The following is a 19,084-nucleotide window of genomic DNA, read 5'->3' as shown; positions in this document are numbered from 1 at the left end:
GTAGAATCGACAGGCATCACGCCGTCTATCACGCACCGACCTCTCGAGGAGTGACATGTCCGACACGACACTGACCGTCGACCAGACGACCGCGGCGCACGGCGTCTCGATGACCCCCGTCGCCGCCGCCAAGGTGAAGAGCCTCCTCGAGCAGGAGGGTCGAGACGACCTGCGCCTGCGCGTCGCCGTGCAGCCCGGCGGCTGCTCCGGCCTCATCTACCAGCTCTACTTCGACGAGCGCACCCTCGAGGGCGACGCGGCGGTCGAGTTCGAGGGAGTCGGCCTCGTCGTCGACAAGATGAGCGTCCCCTACCTCGATGGCGCCTCCATCGACTTCGAGGACACCATCCAGAAGCAGGGCTTCACCATCGACAACCCCAACGCGGGCGGCAGCTGCGCCTGCGGCGACAGCTTCCACTGACGCTCGAGCGGCGACACGCCGCTCCCGCTCCTCCGGACGGCGTCCGACGGCTTGCATCTGCGGCTCGTCGGGCGCCGTTCGTCGTCCGTCGCACCGTCGGGCCCGGAGGTCAAGAGCGGTGTCCCGTGCACTCCGGCCGCCGGGGGGAAGGTAGGCTGGAGCCGGTCTAATACAGTTTCGTGTGAACTGGTCCCCAGTCTTCCGAAAGGTCACCGGTGCGCTTCAATCGCCGAATCCGCAGATGGGTCGCTGCACCCGTTGCAGGAGCCCTCGCCCTCGTTCTCGCGGGCTGCACGCAGGAGCAGCTCCAGGGCTGGCTCCCCACCGAACCCGGAACGACGAACCACGTCGACCGGGTCATCGGACTCTGGGTCACCTCCTGGATCGTTCTCCTCGCCGTCGGCGTCGTCACGTGGGGGCTCACGATCTGGGCCGTCGTCGTGTACCGCCGCCGCAAGGGCCAGACGGGCCTCCCGGTGCAGCTGCGCTACAACATGCCGATCGAGATCTTCTACACGATCGTGCCGCTGATCCTGGTGATCGGCTTCTTCGCCTTCACGGCGCGCGACCAGGCCGCGATCGAGGAGCCCTACGAGAACCCCGACGAGACCATCCAGGTCTACGGCAAGCAGTGGGCGTGGGACTTCAACTACGTCGACGAGGACGTCTACTCGGCGGGCATCCAGGGCCAGTACGAGGGTGCCGACGGCGACGCGAACGGCTCGCTCGTCGAGTCCGAGGTGCCGACGCTGTACCTGCCCGTGGGCGAGAAGATCAAGATCCAGCTCGACGCGCGCGACGTGATCCACTCGTTCTGGGTCGTGGACTTCCTCTACAAGAAGGACATGATCCCCGGCAAGACGAACTACATGTACGTCACGCCGCTCAAGGAGGGCACGTACGCCGGCAAGTGCGCCGAGCTCTGCGGCGAGTACCACTCCGCGATGCTCTTCAACGTCGAGGTCGTCGATCGCGACACCTACGACGACTACATCCAGTCGCTCCGCGACGCGGGCCAGACCGGCCAGCTGGGCGCCGAGTACGACCGCAACAGCAACCTTCCCGGAACCGGTGCGCCGGTCCGCACCGAGAACGAGGAGTAGGGGAGCATGAGCACCGCCACCGCACCCGCCCCGTCGTCCCGCACCTTCGGAACACCCCCCGTCGAGCGCAAGGCGAACGTCCTCGTTCGCTGGATGACGTCCACCGACCACAAGGTCATCGGGTACATGTACCTGATCACCTCGTTCATCTACTTCTGCATCGCGGGAGTGATGGCCCTCGTCATCCGCGCCCAGCTGTTCGAGCCGGGTCTGGCCGTCGTCGAGACGCGCGAGCAGTACAACCAGCTCTTCACGATGCACGGCACGATCATGCTGCTGATGTTCGCGACGCCGCTCTTCGCCGGCTTCGCCAACGTCCTCATGCCGCTGCAGATCGGCGCACCCGACGTCGCGTTCCCGCGGCTCAACGCGTTCGCCTACTGGCTCTACAGCTTCGGCTCGCTGATCGCCGTCGCCGGCTTCGTCACCCCCCAGGGCGCCGCGTCGTTCGGATGGTTCGCCTACGCGCCACTCTCGAGCACGACGTTCTCGCCAGGGCTCGGCGGCAATCTGTGGGTCTTCGGACTCGGCCTCTCCGGCTTCGGCACGATCCTCGGCGCGGTGAACTTCATCACGACGATCATCACGATGCGCGCACCGGGCATGACCATGTTCCGCATGCCTATCTTCACGTGGAACATCCTCGTGACGTCGATCCTCGTGCTGCTGGCCTTCCCTGTCCTCGCCGCGGCCATGTTCGCGCTCGGCGCCGACCGCGTGTTCGACGCGCACATCTACGACGCGGCCAACGGCGGCGTCCTGCTCTGGCAGCACCTCTTCTGGTTCTTCGGCCACCCCGAGGTGTACATCATCGCCCTGCCGTTCTTCGGCATCGTCTCCGAGGTCTTCCCGGTGTTCAGCCGCAAGCCGATCTTCGGCTACAAGACGCTGATCTACGCGACCATCGCGATCGCGGCGCTGTCCGTGACCGTATGGGCGCACCACATGTACGTCACCGGCTCCGTCCTGCTGCCGTTCTTCTCGCTGATGACGATGCTCATCGCGGTTCCGACCGGCGTGAAGATCTTCAACTGGATCGGCACCATGTGGCGCGGGTCGGTCACCTTCGAGACCCCGATGATCTGGGCGATCGGCTTCCTGATCACCTTCACCTTCGGCGGGCTCACGGGCGTCATCCTGGCCTCGCCTCCGCTCGACTTCCACGTCTCGGACTCGTACTTCGTCGTGGCGCACTTCCACTACGTGGTGTTCGGCACCGTCGTCTTCGCGATGTTCTCGGGCTTCTACTTCTGGTGGCCCAAGTGGACCGGCAAGATGCTCAACGAGACGCTGGGCAAGTGGCACTTCTGGCTGCTGTTCATCGGCTTCCACACCACCTTCCTCATCCAGCACTGGCTCGGAGTCGTGGGCATGCCCCGCCGCTACGCGAGCTACCTCCCGGAGGACGGCTTCACCTGGATGAACCAGTTGTCGACGGTCGGAGCGATGATCCTCGCGGTCTCGCTGATCCCGTTCTTCCTCAACGTGTACATCACGGCTCGCAAGGCGCCGAAGGTCACCGTGAACGACCCGTGGGGCTTCTCGCGGTCGCTCGAGTGGGCGACCTCCTGCCCGCCGCCCCGTCACAACTTCACGTCCATCCCGCGCATCCGCAGCGAGGCTCCGGCCTTCGACCTGAACCACCCCGAGGCCGGCATCCCCGTCGGAATCGGTCCGGCGAAGGACGCTCCGGACGCCCCCACATACGACAAGTCCGAAGGCACGGTGAAGTAGGGCCATGCGCGCCAACGTCAATCTGTTCTGGCTCCTGGCCGGCTTCTTCCTCCTCGCGGGCGTCGCATACACGACGTGGTCCCTCATCGACACCGAGCAGGTGGAGTGGGTCGGCACCGTCGGCATCTTCCTCTCGGCCGTGCTGGGCGCGTTCATCGCGTTCTACGTCGGCCGGGTGCACAAGGCGCAGGGCGCCGAGCTGCCCGAGGACCGCCTCGACGCCGACATCGACGACGGGGACCCCGAGCTGGGCTTCTTCAGCCCCTGGAGCTGGTGGCCGTTGATCCTGGCCGGCGCTGCGGCGCTCGCCTTCCTCGGCCTCGCCGTCGGCATCTGGATCACCTACATCGCGGCCGGGATCTTCCTGATCTCGATCACGGGCTGGGTGTACGAGTACTACCGCGGATACTTCGCGCGCTAGGCGGAGGACTCCGGCAGAGGGCCGGGTGCGGTGGGCGACAGCCCACGGCACCCGGCCTTTCTGCTGCGCTGAGCGGCGTCTGCGCGCGTTCCAGGGCGGCCTGCGGCGTGCGATCACCACTGCGCACGAGCGCGGGCTGTCGGTCGCAGCACGACGGGGAGGGGCGGCCCCGGACGCAGGGGCCACAGCCCGCGGAACGGCTCCTGTGGCGCCTCGACGGCTGCCGCGCGCGGGTGCGGTCGAGCGGGGCGAAGGGACGTCCGACGGGTTTCAGTTGCCTCAGAGGGCCCGATACGGAGCGGGGCGATCCGTTGCACTTGACGGCGGCGTCCTCGAAGCCCCTGACCCGATCGGAGATGCAGGACCCGGAGTCGGGAGAGCTCGACTCATCGCCTGCCTTCCTGAGCAGACTCGTCGTCCCGGCCCTGACTTCGCTCGATGGCCGCGAGCAAGGCTCCGACGTCGATCTCTCGCGCGTTTCCCCGTTCGCGCTGCGAACGGCTCGTGCGAGCACGACCTTGCTGTCGGCCGGCGGCGGGACGGCTCGGAACCCGCTCCGGTGCGAGGGCGACGTCGCTGATCTGATGGGTCTTCACGTGAGCAGGACTCTCCGCTCGTGCCTGTCGGAGGTGTCGTGGCAGGACCAGCCGGTTCGTGACCGCGAGGATCCGGAGAGTAGCTGCAGCGAAGCTGCACTCGTTCCAGTGCATGACCGTCTTCGGCGACGGATCGCACGGGAAGGCGCCGGGGGAGAGGCGAGGGGGCGAGTGGCCCGAACTACGCAGCCCGTTCCTCCTCCCGTCGCGCACTCCGACCTCGAGCTGCGCGTCGACTGCGCCGACGTCGACATCGTCGACTGCGCCGACGTCGACATCGTCGACGCGCGGGGCGCTCGGCCGCCACTGCCGCCTCGGCGCGGCCCGACGACGTGAGAACGGGGGCCGCGGTCCTCCTCACGAACCCGTCGCGTCCTCGCAGGACGGAACCGGCGCCGTGACGAGGAGGATGCGCCGCTCGTTCTGGGGTCGATCGTGACCAGGCAGCGGTGGGCGCGGAGGACCAGCCCGGGGACGACGAAGGGCCCGGACGACGGATCGTCCGGGCCCTTCGGGGAAGGAGGTCAGTGCTCGCTGTGCGAGCTCTCGAGCTCCTTCTGGGTGACGGGGGTGATGCGGTCCTCGAAGAACCAGCGGGAGAGGCCGGCACGGACGCGCTGCGGGGCGGTGATGCGACCACGCGAGTCCGGGCGGATCATCAGCGGCTCGTACTCGTCCTGGCTGACCAGCTTCCAGCGCTCGTACTCGTCGAGCTGCTGGTGCACCTCGATGAACTCACCGCCGGGGAGGCGGACGATGCGGCCGGACTCGAAGCCGTGCAGAGCGATCTCGCGGTCCTTCTTCTGCAGGGCGAGGCAGATGCGCTTCGTGATGAAGTACGCGATGAAGGGGCCGGCGATCAGGCTGAACTGCAGGGCGTGGATGACGCCTTCCATCGTGAGGTGGAAGTGCGTGGCGATGATGTCGGAGGACGCCGCGGCCCAGAGGACGGCGTAGAACGTCACTCCGGCGGCGCCGATCGCGGTGCGGGTGGCGGCGTTGCGCGGGCGGTCGAGCAGGTGGTGCTCGCGCTTGTCACCGGTGATCCAGGCCTCGAGGAACGGGTACAGCATGACCGCGACGATGAACAGACCCAGGCCGACGAGCGGGATGAGGATGTTGAACGACAGCGTGCCGATGCCCGGGATGGCCCACTCGAGTCCCGGCGGAACGAGGCGCAGCGCGCCGTCCGCGAAGCCGATGTACCAGTCGGGCTGGGTGCCGGCGGACACGGGCGAGGGGTCGTAGGGGCCGTAGTTCCAGATCGGGTTGATCGTGAACAGCGACGCGATGAGGACGACGACACCGAAGACGATGAAGAAGAACCCACCGGCCTTGGCGGCGTACACCGGGAGGACCGGGTAGCCGACGACGTTCTGCTCGGTCTTGCCCGCACCGGGGAACTGGGTGTGCTTGTGGACGACCACGAACACGAGGTGCAGCGCGATGAACGCGAGCACCAGCGCCGGCAGGAGCAGGATGTGCAGGGTGTACAGGCGGCCGACGATGTCGGTGCCCGGGAACTCGCCGCCGAAGAGCAGGAACGAGATCCAGGTGCCCACGATCGGGATGCCCTTGACCATGCCGTCGATGATGCGGAGGCCGTTGCCCGAGAGCAGGTCGTCGGGGAGCGAGTAGCCGGTGAAGCCCTCGGCCATCGCGAGGATGAAGAGGACGAAGCCGATGACCCAGTTGAGCTCGCGCGGCTTGCGGAACGCACCGGTGAAGAAGATGCGGAGCATGTGCAGGCCGATCGAGGCCACGAACAGCAGTGCCGCCCAGTGGTGGATCTGGCGCATCAGCAGGCCGCCGCGGATGTCGAACGAGATGTCGAGCGACGAGGCCATCGCCGCGGACATCTCGATGCCCTTCATCGGCAGGTAGCTGCCCTCGTAGTGCGTCTCGACCATGGAGGCCTGGAAGAAGAACGTGAGGAAGGTGCCCGACAGCAGGATGATGACGAAGCTGTAGAGCGCGACCTCGCCGAGGAGGAAGGACCAGTGGTCGGGGAAGATCTTGCGGCCGAACTCCTTGACGACGGCCGAGATGCTCGTGCGCTCGTCGATGTAGTTCGATGCGGCTCCGACGTAGCCCTTCTGAAGCTTGCCGCTGCCGAGGATGACGCCGTCGCCGTCGCCCTGGGGCGACGACGCGGGTCGTGACGGTGTGGTGGTGGACATGTGAGTCATCGCTCCCAGAAGGACGGTCCGACGGGCTCCGTGAAGTCGCTCTGCGCGACCAGGTAGCCCTCGTCGTCGATGGTGATGGGCAGCTGCGGAAGCGGGCGCTTCGCCGGGCCGAAGATGACGGCAGCCTCGTGCTTGATGTCGAACTGCGACTGGTGGCACGGGCACAGCAGGTGGTGGGTCTGCTGCTCGTACAGCGCCACAGGGCAGCCGACGTGCGTGCAGATCTTCGAATAGGCGACGATTCCGTCGTAGTTCCAGGTCTCGCGACCCTCACTGACGACGAGGTCCTCGGGCTTCAGGCGCATCAGGAGGACGGAGGCCTTGGCCTTCTCCTCGAGCTTGCCCTCGACCTGGTCGAGGCCTTCGGGGATCACGTGGAAGGCGGAGCCCAGGGTGACGTCCGACGCGAGGATCGGGGCACCGGAGGGGTCCAGCGTGAGCCGGGTGCCCTCCTTCCACATGGTGGTCTTGAGGAGTGCGACGGGGTTCTGGTCCTGCGGGCCGAGGCCGCGGAACAGGATGACCGCGGGCAGCGGGAACACGACGAGCGACGCGATCAGGCTGTTGCGGATGACCGAGCGCCGACCGAAGCCGGACTCCTTGTCGGACTGGTCGAAGATCTCGAGCGCACGCGCGCGGGTGTCCTCGGAGGAGCGGACCGGGTGGCGGATGTCGATGCCCTCGTGGTCCGACATCAGCTGCTTGCCCCAGTGGACAGCCGCGATGCCGATCGCGAGGAGGGCGAGGGACATGCCCAGTCCGATGAACAGCGTGTTCAGGCGGACGGACTCGATCTCCTCCGTGATGGGGAAGGCCATGTACGCGGCGACCGCGAACAGGGATCCCGCGAAGGAGAGGTAGAAGAGCGTGTACACCGTGCGCTCGGCACGCTTCTCGACCTTGGGGTCGAGATCGGTCATCCGGGGGCGGTGCGGCGGGAGGCCCGGGTCCTGGACCCGGCCCCGCGTGACGACCGCGGTGCCGGCCGGAGCCGAACCGTGCCCGGTGGCCGACGAGGTGGCGAGGTCCGTGCCACCCTCATCGTGCTCTGCCATGGTTCTCCTTTTCACGCCTATCGGCTCCGTACGGGGCCGTGGGGGTTGTCACGCCCGTCAGGGCGCTGATGTCTACTAGTTCGAGCGGGCGGTGATCCACACCGTGAGCGCGACGATCGCGCCGAGGCCGAAGATCCAGAGGAAGAGGCCCTCCGCGACCGGCCCGAGGGAGCCGAGCGCGAATCCGCCCGGGGACGGGTTCGCCTCGAGGTACTTGAGGTACGAGATGATGTCGCGCTTGTCCTCGGGCGAGATGTTCAGGTCGTTGAAGACCGGCATGTTCTGCGGGCCGGTGACCATCGCCTCGTAGATGTGCGCCTCGGTGACGCCGCCGAGCGGGGGAGCGAACTTGCCCTCGGTCAGCGCGCCGCCCGCTCCGGCGACGTTGTGGCACATGGCGCAGTTGATGCGGAAGAGCTCGGCGCCGTTGGCGGTGTCGCCCTGGCCGTCGAGGACCTCGCCGGTCGGGATGGCGGGTCCGGGAGCGAGGGACGCGACGTACGCGGCCAGCTCGGCGACTTGCTCGTCGGTGAACTGGACAGGCTTCTCGAGCGCCTGCGGGCCGTGCATCTGCATCGGCATGCGGCCGGTGCCGACCTGGAAGTCGACGGAGGCGGCTCCGACGCCGATGAGCGACGGAGCGTTGTCGGTGCCGGCGGCGTCGAGGCCGTGGCAGGTGGCGCAGTTCGCGGCGAAGAGCTTCGAGCCCTCGTCGATCGTCTGCTGGCTGTTCGCCGAGGTCTCGGCGGAGGCCGAGGTGGCGACTCCGACGGCCGCGTAGGTGCCGCCGGTGAGACCGAGGCCGATGGCGATCAGGGCCAGCGTGGCGAGAGGGTGACGGCGACCCTTCTTGGCACGGCTCTTCGTCTTCGGGGAGGCCATCGAGGCAACCTTCCTGCGGGGGTCGGGGGTGGAGGAGTTCATCGGAGCGGCACGCATCACTTCAGGAAGTAGATGACCACGAAGAGGCCGACCCAGACGACGTCGACGAAGTGCCAGTAGTACGAGACGACGATGGCGCTCGTCGCCTCCTTGTGACCGAAGTTCTTGACCGCGAACGCGCGGCCGATGACGAGGAGGAAGGCGATGAGCCCGCCGGTGACGTGCAGGGCGTGGAAGCCGGTGGTCAGGTAGAACGCGGAGCCGTAGGCGTTGCTCGAGAGGCTGACGCCCTCGGAGACGAGGGTCGCGTACTCGAAGACCTGGCCGCAGACGAAGATCGCGCCGAGGGCGTAGGTGAGGAAGAACCACTCGACCATGCCCCACTTGAACGGGCTGAGCCCGGTGGAGCGTGACTGCAGTCGCTCGGCCGCGAACACGCCGAACTGGCACGTGAACGAGGAGGCGACCAGGATCACCGTGTTGACGCTCGCGAACGGCACGTTGAGGATGCTCGTCTCGGCCTCCCACAGCTCCGGGGAGGTGCTGCGCAGGGTGAAGTAGATCGCGAACAGGCCCGCGAAGAACATGACCTCGCTGCCCAGCCAGACGATCGTTCCGACCGCGACCGGGTTGGGTCGGTTCACTACGGGCGCGGTGGCCGTGGGGGTAAGAGTGCTGCTCGTCACACAGACCATTATGGACGATGGCCGGAGGGGTGATTCGCACTTCCCGTACGGCGTTCCTACCCGGATAATCTGAGTGCCATGTCGGAAACCCTGTCCTGGCCGCGTCTTCTCAGCTCTCTGCTCGACTCCTCCGATCTGAGCGTCTCGGAGGCGACGTGGGCGATGGAGCGGGTGATGCAGGGCGAGGCGACCCCGGCGCAGCTCGCCGGGCTGCTGATCGCGCTGCGGGCGAAGGGCGAGACCGTCGACGAGATCGTGGGCTTCCGCGACGCGATCCTCGAGCACGCGGTGCCCCTGGACGTGGATCCGATGGCGCTGGACATCGTCGGGACGGGCGGCGACCGCTTCGGCACCGTGAACATCTCCTCCACCGCGTCGATCATCGCCGCGGCGGCGGGCACTCCCGTGATCAAGCACGGCAACAAGGCCGCGTCCTCCTCGTCCGGGTCCTCGGACGTCCTGGCCGCGCTGGGCGTGGATCTGACGCTGCCGCCCGAGCGCGTCGCCGAGGTGTTCCGGCGCACCGGCATCGCCTTCGTCTTCGCCGCGATGTTCCACCCCGGCTTCCGCCACGCGGGGGCGGTGCGGGCCGAGCTCGGAGTGCCGACCGTCTTCAACTTCCTCGGCCCGCTGTGCAACCCGGCGCGTCCCGAGGCCTCGGCGGTGGGGGTCGCGCACCTGGATCGCGTGCCGCTGTTCGTCGGCGTGTTCCGGACCCGCGGCGCGACGGCGCTCGTCTTCCGCGGCGACGACGGGCTCGACGAGCTGACGACCACGGGCCACAGCCACATCTGGGAGGTGTCGCGCGGCCTGGTCGTCGAGCACGACCTCGACCCCCGCGACCTCGGGCTGCGCCGGGCGAGCATCGACCAGCTCCGCGGCAAGGACGCCGCGTACAACGCGCGGGTGGTGCGCTCGGTCCTGGCGGGGGACGGCGGACCCGTCCGGGACATCGTGCTGCTCAACGCGGCCGCGGGGCTCATCGCCTACGACCTGGCCCGCGACCCGTCCCTCATCCAGACCGCGATCCTGGAGCGCTTCCGCTCCGCGATGGAGCGAGCGGCCGAGGCCGTCGACTCCGGAGCGGCCGCGGCGAAGCTCGACGCGTGGGTCGCCGAGACGCAGCGGGAGGACTGAGCGTCCCCGACCCGCGTCGAGGAGCCTGCGCCTCCGCGGTGCCAGGGCGTAACGTGGCAGTGCTGTCCGCGACGGAGCGGGCCGTGATCCACCCCGAGCCGGATCGCCCCGGACGTCGAGCGGTGGTCGGACCCTGGAGGAGACCTCGATGAAGAAGCTCATCAACGACCCCAAGAACGTCGTCGCGGAGTCCGTGGCCGGTTTCGGCCTCGCGCACGCCGATCTCGTCCGGGTCGAGACGGACCCGCTGTTCGTCGTGCGCGTCGACGCACCGCGCTCGGGCAAGGTCGGGATCGTCAGCGGTGGAGGGAGCGGCCACGAGCCGCTGCACGCCGGTTTCGTCGGTCACGGGATGCTGGACGCGGCGGTGCCGGGGCCGGTGTTCACCTCGCCCACCCCGGATCCGATCGTCGCGGCCACGCAGGCCGTCGACGGCGGAGCGGGTGTGCTCCACCTCGTGAAGAACTACACGGGGGACGTGCTCAACTTCGAGACCGCCGCCGATCTCGCCGAGGCCGAGGGCATCGAGGTCCGCTCCGTCGTCATCGACGACGACGTCGCGGTCAAGGACTCGCTCTACACGGCAGGGCGCCGCGGGGTGGCGGGGACGGTGCTCGTCGAGAAGATCGCGGGAGCGGCCGCCGAGCGCGGCGACTCCCTCGACGCGGTCGCCGCGATCGCCGAGGCGGTGAACGCGAACGTCCGCTCGATGGGCGTCGCGCTCTCGCCGTCGATCGTCCCTCACGCGGGGGAGCCCAGCTTCGAGCTCGGCGACGACGAGATCGAGATCGGCATCGGGATCCACGGCGAGCCCGGCCGCGAGAAGATCGCCCTCGAGCCGGCGGACCGGATCGTCGACCGCATCCTCGGCCCGATCCTCGAGGACCTGCCGTTCTCCTCCGGCGACAGCGTGCTGCTCTTCGTCAACGGCATGGGCGGAACGCCCCTGGTCGAGCTCTACATCGCCTACCGCCGCGCCGCGGAGGTGCTCGCCGAGAAGGGCATCGAGGTCACCCGCAGCCTGGTCGGGAACTACGTCACCTCGCTCGAGATGCAGGGCTTCTCGCTGAGCGTGCTGAAGCTGGATGCTGCGATGACCGAGCTCTGGGACGCGCCGGTCGAGACCGCCGCGCTGCGCTGGGGACGCTGATCGACGCGCACGGCGCCCGGGACGCAGACGACACGACGGCCGCGGGAGCGGTCGCAGGAGAGGGAACGATGCAGGACGGACGGACGGCGCTCGACGCCGAGTGGGCGACCCGGTGGGTGCGGGCGGCGGCGCAGTCGATCGCGGAGCACCGGGTGGAGCTCATCACCCTGGACCGGGCGATCGGCGACGGCGACCACGGCGAGAACATGGACCGCGGCTTCCAGGCCGTCGTCGCGAAGCTCGAGGCGACGGGCGGCGGGTCGACTCCGGCCGAGGTGCTGAAGCTCGTGGCGACGACGCTGATCTCGACGGTGGGAGGCGCGTCCGGCCCGCTCTTCGGCACGGCGTTCCTCAAGGCGTCGGCGGCGGTCGCCGGGAAGGAGTCGCTCGACGGCGAGGCCCTCGTCGCACTGCTGACCGCGGCCCGCGACGGCATCGTGCTGCGGGGCAAGGCGGAGGCCGGCGACAAGACGATGGTTGACGCGTGGATCCCGGCGGTCGAGGCGGCAGGGACCGCGGTCGCAGGGGGAGCGGCGCCGGCGGAGGTCCTCGCCGCTGCAGCCGAGGCCGCGCAGACCGGAGCCGAGGCCACCGATCCGCTCGTCGCGCGCAAGGGCCGGGCGAGCTACCTGGGGGAGCGGGCCGTCGGTCACCGCGACCCGGGAAGCGTCTCGACCGTGCTGCTGCTGCGCGCGGCGGCCGAGGCGGCAGCGTGAGCGTCGGGCTGGTCCTCGTCTCGCACAGCGCGCGGCTCGCCGAGGGGCTCGTGGAGCTGGCGGCGCAGATGGCGCCGTCCGTGGCGCTGGTCGCCGCCGGCGGCACGGACGAGGGAGGGATCGGCACCAGCTTCGATCGCATCTCGACCGCCCTCGGCGAGGCGGACTCGGGCGAGGGCGCGGTGGTGCTCTGCGATCTCGGCTCGGCGATCATGACGGCCGAGACGGCTCTGGAGTTCCTCGACGACGACGCGCGGGCGCGGGTGCGCCTCGTCGACGCTCCGCTCGTCGAGGGCGCGGTCGCCGCGGCGGTGGCGGCGGAGACGGGAGCCTCGCTCGAGGAGGTCGTCCGCGCCGCGGAATCGGCCCGCGGTGCCGGCGCGCCGGCGTCCGAGGAGCCGCCCGTCGCGGCTGGCGTGCGCCGCAGCGTGGTGCTCGTCAATCCCAACGGGCTGCACGCCCGCCCGGCGGCCGACTTCGTGAAGCTCGCGACCACCTTCGACGCGCGGATCGACGCGAACGGCAAGGACGCGACGAGCCTGCTGGGCGTGATGTCGCTGGGCCTGGACCGGGGGGACGAGGTCGTGATCTCTGCCACCGGACCGCAGGCGGAGGAGGCGGTGGGCCGGCTCGGCGACCTCGTCGAATCGGGCTTCGGCGAGGTCTGAGCGGTCGGCGCTCCGTCAGGCCCGGACTCCTAGGCTGAGGCCATGGCCCTGCGCGGAACACGACCCCCACTCGTCCTGCTCCGGCGTCTGACGGGCGTGCCGCGGGCGGTGCGCCGCGCGGACGCCCGAGCGGCGCGGCGCCTGAATGCGAGACGCTCTCCGGCCGTCGTGGACGGCGCCCTCGTCGCCGCGTCGCGGGCGGCGGATCACGGGGTGCTCTGGTTCGCGCTCGGAGCGGTGCTGCTGGCGGCGGGCCGTCCCCGGGAGGCCGTGCGCGGCGTGCTGTCGCTGAGCGTCGCGAGCGCGGCGGCCAACCTGATCGGCAAGCGCGTCTTCGGCGGCGCGCGGCCGCTGATCGTCGACGTGCCCGTGGGGCGCAGGCTCGCCCGCGTGCCCGCGTCGCCCTCGTTCCCCTCCGGTCACGCGGCGAGCGCCGCCGCCTTCGCCGTCGGCGCCGCCCTGGAGAATCCGAAGGTGGGCACCGCCGTCGTGCCGCTGGCCGCGGCGGTGGCGTTCTCGCGTCTGCACGTCGGGGTCCACTGGCTGTCGGACGTGCTCGGCGGTGCGGCGCTCGGCGCGGCCGTCGCGACGCTGGGGCGCGTGCTGGTGCCGGCGACCCCCCGGCACGTGCCCGTCTCGGAGCGCGCGCTGCTGCCCCCGGTCGACACGCGGCCGCTGGGCGACGGGGCGTCGCTGCTCGTGGTGCTGAACCCGGGGGCGGGCCGCGACTCGCACCGCCCCGATCCCGAGCCGATGATCCTCGACCGCTTCCCGCGGGCCCGTGTGCACCGCCTCGCGGACGGGGAGGAGCTCGCGGACGTCGTGCGCGAGGCCCGATCGGGCGGGACGCCTCCGGAGGTGCTCGGCGTCTACGGCGGCGACGGCACGATGTCGGTCGGCGCGGCGCTCGCCCGCGCGGAGGGCATGACCCTGCTCGTGCTGCCCGGCGGCACGATGAACCACTTCGCGAAGGCGCTGGGGCTGCTCACGATCGAGGACGCCCTCGACGCCGCCGCCCACGGCCAGCGCCGCGACGTCGACGTGGCGGAGGTCGTGGCGGGCGACTCCGATCCGATCACGGTGCTCAACACGGTGTCGGTCGGCGTCTACCCCGAATTCGTGGCCGCGCGGGAGAAGCACGAGAAGGTGCTCGGCAAGCCCGTGTCCGCCGTGCTCGCGGCCCTGCGGGTCGTGCGCAGCACGGATCCGTTCGAGCTGCGGCGCGACGGGCGGAGCGAGCTCGTCTGGTCGTACTTCGTGGGCGTCAATCAGGAGCACCCCCGCACGGCCGCGCCGCTCGCGCGCCGCCGGCTCGACGACGGGAAGCTGGACGTGCGCATCCTGCACGCGGGACGCCGGCCGCGCACCCGCGGGGCGGTCTCGCTCGTGCTGGGCCGCACGGCGACTCCGATCGTCGGGCGGATCCCCGGCTGGCGCGCGCCGGTCGTGGAGTCGTACTCGACCGACTCCCTGACCATCTCGGTGCGCCGCGACGCCGGGGAGGACCCGGGCTGGGCCCACGACGGCGAGACCGAGGTCTTCGACGGGCGGCGCGACGGCTACGAGGAGGCGTCGGTGCGGATCGTGCGCCTCGCGCTGCGCGTCTACTCCACCGCCGACTGACGTGTTCGTCGCCGCCCGAGCAGTCCGCCTCCGGTGAGCGAGCGCAGCGCCGGAGCGATGCTCTCTCGCCGCAGCGCCGCCGTGGCCAGCAGCAGCGCGAGCAGCACGACTCCGCGCAGGAGCCCCTGCCAGTAGAAGGACAGCCCGATCAGCACCATGCCGTTGTTGAGCAGGCCGAAGATCAGCACTCCCACCGCGGTGCCGAGGACCGTGGGGCGGCCGAGCCGGCTGAGCGTGGCGCCGATGAAGACGGCTCCGATGGCGTCGAGCACGTAGGGCTGCCCGCCCGCGGGCGAGAAGCCGTAGCTGCGCGAGGCGAGGACGATCCCGCCGACCGCGGCGATGAGGGCCGCCACGACGTACGCCGAGGCGAGCACCAGCGAGGTGCGGCGGCCGGCGATGCGCGCCGCCGTGGGCTGCTCGCCGGTCGCGGTCAGGACGCGTCCCCAGCGGGTGCGGTCCAGCAGCAGCCAGACCACGACTCCCAGCAGAGCGGCGGTGATGACGGGCACCGGCACTCCGGCGAGTGTCGCGTTGCCGATCGCCGCGAAGTCGTCGGGCGTCCCCGTCCGCCGGAGGTAGACCGGGGCGCCGCCGCCCGTCAGAAGCTGCTCGACGCTCGTGCCGATGAACCAGACGCTGAGGGTCGCGAGGAAGGCGCGGATGCGCAGCACGACGATCAGGACCGCGTTGACGAGTCCGGCGAGCGCGCCGAAGGCCAGGCCGATCGAGACGGCGAACCAGCCCACGTAGCCGTCGGCGATGAGTCCGGCGGCGCCGAGCGCGGCGAGGTCGATCGCCACTCCGATCGAGAGGTCGATGCCGCCCGTGCGGACGACGACGGTCATGGCCGTGGCGGCGATCAGGAGGATCGCGCCGGCACTGAGGACGCTCAGCAGGTTGCCCGCCGCGAAGTACCCGGGGGCGAGCGTGCCGAACACCAGCAGGATCAGGGCGACGGTCCCGGGGGCGAGGAGGCGTACCGCGAGGGCGCGCCGCCGCTCGGACCGGACCGCCGGAGCGACGTCGGAGGGTGCGACCGGAGGGGCCTCGGTGATCGTGCTCATCGGCGGGTGCCTCGCTCTCGGACGGCCGCGAGGCCGAGGACCAGCAGGATCAGGATCCCCTTGATGGCGCCGACCCACTGGCTGCCGACCCCGAGGAGGGTGAAGCCGTTGCCCAGCGCGGCGACGAAGACCGCCGCGAGCAGCGTGCCTCCGATCGTCACGACGAGCCGACGGGAGAAGACGACGGAGAGGAACGCGGTGAGGATGATGTCGAGCAGGATCTGCGCGCCGATGCCGGGCACCGCCGCGGCGAGGCGCGCGGCGAGCAGGACGCCGGCGACCCCCGCCAGGAGGCCGGCGATCACGTAGCTGCCGCCGACGTACCGCCACACGGGGACGCCCGCGACGCTCGCCGCCGTGCGGTTCTGCCCGACGGCGTAGCTGCGGATCCCCCACGGCGTGCGTCCGACCAGGAGGCCGGTGAGCAGCGCCGTGACGCCGAGCACCAGCACCGGAGCGGGCACTCCGAGGACCGATCCGGAGCGCAGCCACACGAAGAGCGGATCCTCGAGCGGCACCTTGACGTTGTCGGTGGCGAGGAAGACGGTGCTGGTGACGATGCCGGAGGTCGCGAGCGTGGCGAGCAGGGGGCGGAGCCCCAGAACCACGGCCGTGCCGTTGACGGCGCCGAAGCCGATGCTCACGAGGAGCGCCAGCCCGATCGCGCCCGGCGCCGGCCAGCCGGACTGCACGGCGACGGCGGCGACGACTCCGGAGAGCCCGACCACGGGGCCCGAGGAGAGGTCGATGCCGCCGGTGACGACGTCGTCGCCGCCGGTGATGACCACGATCGCGAGACCGAAGCCGGCGATCGCGGGCACGGCCGCCTGCAGGAGGATCGTCGCGGCGTTCCCGGGTGTCGCGAAGGACGGCGAAGCGAGGGAGAAGAGGAGGATCTCGGCGGCGACGACGAGGTAGCCGATCACGGCGAGAGCGCCGAGGCCGCGCCGACGGGGCGCGGCGCCCACGGGAACGCGGGACGGGGCGAGGGCGGTCATCGTGACTCCTGGGGGACGGGCGCGTCGGCGCCGGAGGCGAGGGCGAGGATGCGGTCGCCGGTCGCGTCCCGGCGCGGGAGCTCGGCGCGGACGGCTCCGCGGTGCAGCACCACGACGCGGTCCGAGAGCCCCACGAGCTCCTCGAGGTCGAGGCTGACCAGCAGGACGGCGGCGCCGGAGTCGACCAGCGCCTCGATCCGCCGGTAGAGGGCGGTGCGCGCGCCGATGTCGACGCCGGCGGTGGGGGAGTCGAGCACGAAGACGCGGGAGCCCGCGGCGAGCCACTTGCCGAATGCGATCTTCTGCTGGTTGCCGCCCGACAGGGTGCCGACGACGGCGTCCGGATCGGCGGGGCGGATGTCGAGGGTCCGGATCCACTGCGCGGCGAGCGCCCGCTCCCGCCGGCGGTCGGACACGAAGCCCAGGCGCGAGACGGCGCCCAGCGCCGCGAGGGAGAGGTTCTCGGCCACCGTGTGCCGGACGAGCACCCCGTCGCGGCGGCGGTCGCTCGGCACGTACGCGCCGCCGGCCGCCACGAAGGCGCGGGCGGAGGAGACGCGGCGTCCCGCGACCCGCACGCGGCCCCCGTGCGGCACGACTGCGGCGACCGCGTCGGCGAGGATCTCGACGCCGGAGCCGACGAGTCCCGTCACTCCGACCACCTCGCCGGGGCGGACGGCGAGCGAGAGCGGGTCGAGTCCGGGCGCCGAGAGCCCCTCGAGCTCGAGCAGGGCGACGGCGTCCTGATCGACGACGCGCCCGGGTCCCTCGGCGAACTCCTCGACGTCGCGGCCGATCATGAGCCGCACGACGTCGTCCAGCTCGCCGGGTGCTCCGTGCAGGAGGACCTCGCCGGCGTTGGCGCCGTTGCGGAGGACCACGACCCGGGACGCGATGCGGCGCACCTCCTGCAGGTAGTGCGAGATGTAGACGACCGCCGTGCCGCGGGCGGCCAGACGGCGCAGCGCCGAGAAGAGCATCTCGACCTCCTCCGAGGCCAGCGGAGCGGTCGGCTCGTCGAGGACCAGCACCCGCGGGTCGCTGGAGAGGGCCCGCGCCACCTGCACGAGCTGCTGCTCGGCCACGGTGAGGTCGTCGACGAGGGTGTCGCCGCGGAGGGCGAGTCCGACGCGCTCGAGCAGCTCGCGCTCGGCCCGCAGACGCAGGGCGCGCGGCGAGACGAGGCCTCGGCGCCCCTCCGACCGGCCGAGGAAGAGCTGCTCGGCGACGGTCAGCCGGCCTGCGACGTGGCGGTCCTGGTGCACCACCTGCACGCCGGCCCGCTCGGCGTCGCGCGGGCTCGCGATCGCGACGGGCTCGCCGTCGATCGCGACGGATCCCGCGTCCGAGGAGTAGAGGCCCGTCAGGATCTTGATCAGGGTGCTCTTGCCCGCGCCGTTCTCGCCGACGAGCGCCACGATCTCTCCCGCCACCAGCTCCAGCCCGACGTCGCGCAGGACCGGCACTCCCGCGAACGCCTTGCCGATGCCGCGCATCGACAGGGCGGGCGCGGACGGGAGCGGCTCAGCCACCGAGACCGAGCTCCTGGATCGTGGCCGCCGCGTTCTCCTTCGTGATCAGGACGGGGGCGAAGTAGCTGGTCGTGGGGACGCTGTCCTCCTCGCCGCCGAGGAACCGTGCGACGTTCTCGGCCGAGCCGCTGCCGATGGCCTCGGTCTGCTGGGCGACGGTGGCGGTGTAGGAGGAGGCGGGGTCCAGGATCAGGTCCAGCGCGCCCTGGTCGGCGTCCACCCCGTAGATCCTGATCTCGTCGCGGCCCGCGGCGTCCACGGCCTGGGCGGCGCCGATCTGCGGGGTGTCCCAGCACGACCAGATCGCCGAGATCTCGCCCTCGGGGTAGCGGGAGAGGGCATCCGTGATCTGCTGCTTCGCGTCCTCGATGGTGCCCTCGTACTTGTCCTGCAGCTCGGGCTGGATCAGCGTGATGCCGGGGTAGTCCTCGAGTACGAGAGCCAGCTCGTTGTAGCGGATGCGGCAGGGCGCCACTCCGGGGAAGCCGTTGAAGACGAGGATCTGCCCCTGGCCGCCGATGTCCTCGGCGATGGTGCGGGCGAGCGTCGATCCGATCTGCCAGTTGTCGCTCGTCGCGTTGTTGATCGACAGCGGCGACACGTTGTCGATCGTGAACAGCGGGATGCCCGCGTCGTCGACCTCCTGCAGCGCCGGGGCGAGGGTGGTCGCGTCCCCGAGGATCACGATGATGGCGTCGGGCTTCTGCGCGACGAGGTTCTCGATGTCGCTGACGTGCTTGTCGTCCTTGGCCTCGGCCTGCGTGGCGACGACCTCGCCGCCGAGGGCCTCGATCCGGTCCTGGACGCTCTCGTACACGATGCGGCTGAAGTCGTGGACGATGTCCTTCGCCGCGACGCCGATCGTCTTCCCCTCGAGGCTCGGCACGTCGACGGCGGCGCTCGCCGCGGCCGGGCCGGCGTCGGCGGCCGAGTCGTCGGCGGCGGCCCCGGTCTTGAGGCTGCAGCCGGAGAGCACGAGCGCGGCGGCTCCGAGGAGCGCCACGGAGGCGGTGAGGGTGCGGGTGGATCGCATGGTCTGTCCTGATCGTCGGGCCGGGGCCGGGTCGTCGTGGGGAGTCGGCACCGATCGTGGTGGACGCGGACGT

The 19,084-nt window shown here is 70.7% G+C and carries 18 protein-coding genes; 10 read left to right on the top strand and 8 right to left on the bottom strand.

Annotated elements, in window-relative coordinates:
• Positions 1–55 precede the first annotated feature (55 nt).
• From erpA to IOC53_RS09325, 5 genes are all read left to right on the top strand, one after another.
• Positions 56–421, top strand: a complete 366-nt coding sequence (gene erpA / locus IOC53_RS09345) for an iron-sulfur cluster insertion protein ErpA (protein WP_207405037.1) — start codon at positions 56–58, stop codon at positions 419–421.
• Positions 422–636: 215 nt separating this feature from the next.
• Complete coding sequence (gene coxB, locus IOC53_RS09340; RefSeq protein ID WP_207405035.1) at positions 637–1,524, top strand: cytochrome c oxidase subunit II; 888 nt, start codon at positions 637–639, stop codon at positions 1,522–1,524.
• A gap of 6 nt (positions 1,525–1,530) precedes the next feature.
• A complete protein-coding gene (gene ctaD / locus IOC53_RS09335; protein ID WP_207405033.1) occupies positions 1,531–3,258 on the top strand; it encodes a cytochrome c oxidase subunit I in 1,728 nt (575 codons plus the stop codon).
• 4 nt (positions 3,259–3,262) lie between these two features.
• Positions 3,263–3,679, top strand: coding sequence for a cytochrome c oxidase subunit 4 (locus tag IOC53_RS09330; protein ID WP_207405031.1), 417 nt, complete (start codon positions 3,263–3,265; stop codon positions 3,677–3,679).
• 767 nt (positions 3,680–4,446) lie between these two features.
• A complete protein-coding gene (locus IOC53_RS09325) occupies positions 4,447–4,611 on the top strand; it encodes a hypothetical protein (protein ID WP_207405029.1) in 165 nt (54 codons plus the stop codon).
• Positions 4,612–4,799: 188 nt separating this feature from the next.
• Here IOC53_RS09325 and IOC53_RS09320 read toward each other — a convergent pair whose 3' ends face one another.
• From IOC53_RS09320 to IOC53_RS09305, 4 genes are all read right to left on the bottom strand, one after another.
• Entirely contained in the window at positions 4,800–6,455 is a 1,656-nt protein-coding gene (locus IOC53_RS09320; RefSeq protein WP_207405027.1) for a ubiquinol-cytochrome c reductase cytochrome b subunit, read from the bottom strand.
• 5 nt (positions 6,456–6,460) lie between these two features.
• Positions 6,461–7,519 (bottom strand): ubiquinol-cytochrome c reductase iron-sulfur subunit, encoded by a 1,059-nt coding sequence (locus tag IOC53_RS09315; RefSeq protein WP_207405026.1) that lies wholly within the window; start codon positions 7,517–7,519, stop codon positions 6,461–6,463.
• A gap of 75 nt (positions 7,520–7,594) precedes the next feature.
• Complete coding sequence (locus tag IOC53_RS09310; protein WP_207405023.1) at positions 7,595–8,401, bottom strand: c-type cytochrome; 807 nt, start codon at positions 8,399–8,401, stop codon at positions 7,595–7,597.
• A 56-nt stretch (positions 8,402–8,457) separates the two neighbouring features.
• Entirely contained in the window at positions 8,458–9,096 is a 639-nt protein-coding gene (locus tag IOC53_RS09305; RefSeq protein ID WP_207405021.1) for a heme-copper oxidase subunit III, read from the bottom strand.
• A gap of 69 nt (positions 9,097–9,165) precedes the next feature.
• Between IOC53_RS09305 and trpD the strand changes: the two genes are divergently transcribed.
• The 5 genes from trpD (at position 9,166) to IOC53_RS09280 (ending at position 14,381) form a co-directional block, all read left to right on the top strand.
• A complete protein-coding gene (trpD, locus tag IOC53_RS09300) occupies positions 9,166–10,224 on the top strand; it encodes an anthranilate phosphoribosyltransferase (protein WP_207405019.1) in 1,059 nt (352 codons plus the stop codon).
• Positions 10,225–10,372: 148 nt separating this feature from the next.
• Positions 10,373–11,374, top strand: a complete 1,002-nt coding sequence (gene dhaK / locus IOC53_RS09295; RefSeq protein ID WP_207405017.1) for a dihydroxyacetone kinase subunit DhaK — start codon at positions 10,373–10,375, stop codon at positions 11,372–11,374.
• Positions 11,375–11,442: 68 nt separating this feature from the next.
• A complete protein-coding gene (gene dhaL / locus IOC53_RS09290; protein ID WP_207405015.1) occupies positions 11,443–12,090 on the top strand; it encodes a dihydroxyacetone kinase subunit DhaL in 648 nt (215 codons plus the stop codon).
• Positions 12,087–12,758, top strand: coding sequence for a dihydroxyacetone kinase phosphoryl donor subunit DhaM (gene dhaM, locus IOC53_RS09285; RefSeq protein ID WP_207405013.1), 672 nt, complete (start codon positions 12,087–12,089; stop codon positions 12,756–12,758). Before dhaL ends, dhaM begins: the two co-directional genes overlap by 4 nt.
• Before the next feature lie 42 nt (positions 12,759–12,800).
• The gene (locus IOC53_RS09280; protein WP_207405011.1) at positions 12,801–14,381 is read left to right on the top strand and encodes a phosphatase PAP2 family protein; all 1,581 of its coding nucleotides are present in this window, start codon (positions 12,801–12,803) and stop codon (positions 14,379–14,381) included.
• Here IOC53_RS09280 and IOC53_RS09275 read toward each other — a convergent pair.
• From IOC53_RS09275 to IOC53_RS09260, 4 genes are read right to left on the bottom strand one after another with little or no spacing between them, the layout of a single operon-like run.
• The gene (locus tag IOC53_RS09275; RefSeq protein WP_207405009.1) at positions 14,363–15,448 is read right to left on the bottom strand and encodes an ABC transporter permease; all 1,086 of its coding nucleotides are present in this window, start codon (positions 15,446–15,448) and stop codon (positions 14,363–14,365) included. The genes IOC53_RS09280 and IOC53_RS09275 overlap by 19 nt on opposite strands.
• Complete coding sequence (locus IOC53_RS09270) at positions 15,445–16,446, bottom strand: ABC transporter permease (protein WP_207405007.1); 1,002 nt, start codon at positions 16,444–16,446, stop codon at positions 15,445–15,447. Before IOC53_RS09270 ends, IOC53_RS09275 begins: the two co-directional genes overlap by 4 nt.
• The gene (locus IOC53_RS09265; RefSeq protein WP_207405005.1) at positions 16,443–17,978 is read right to left on the bottom strand and encodes a sugar ABC transporter ATP-binding protein; all 1,536 of its coding nucleotides are present in this window, start codon (positions 17,976–17,978) and stop codon (positions 16,443–16,445) included. The genes IOC53_RS09270 and IOC53_RS09265 overlap by 4 nt, the downstream gene beginning before the upstream one ends.
• Positions 17,971–19,011: a sugar ABC transporter substrate-binding protein gene (locus tag IOC53_RS09260; RefSeq protein WP_207405003.1), complete on the bottom strand. Its 1,041-nt coding sequence runs from the start codon at positions 19,009–19,011 to the stop codon at positions 17,971–17,973. The genes IOC53_RS09265 and IOC53_RS09260 overlap by 8 nt, the downstream gene beginning before the upstream one ends.
• Positions 19,012–19,084 lie beyond the last annotated feature (73 nt).

The sequence above is a fragment of the Rathayibacter sp. SD072 genome (assembly GCF_017355185.1).
GTDB lineage: Bacteria > Actinomycetota > Actinomycetes > Actinomycetales > Microbacteriaceae > Rathayibacter.
The sequence above is the reverse complement of the archived record's forward strand: the minus strand, read 5'-3'. Positions and strand labels throughout refer to the sequence as shown.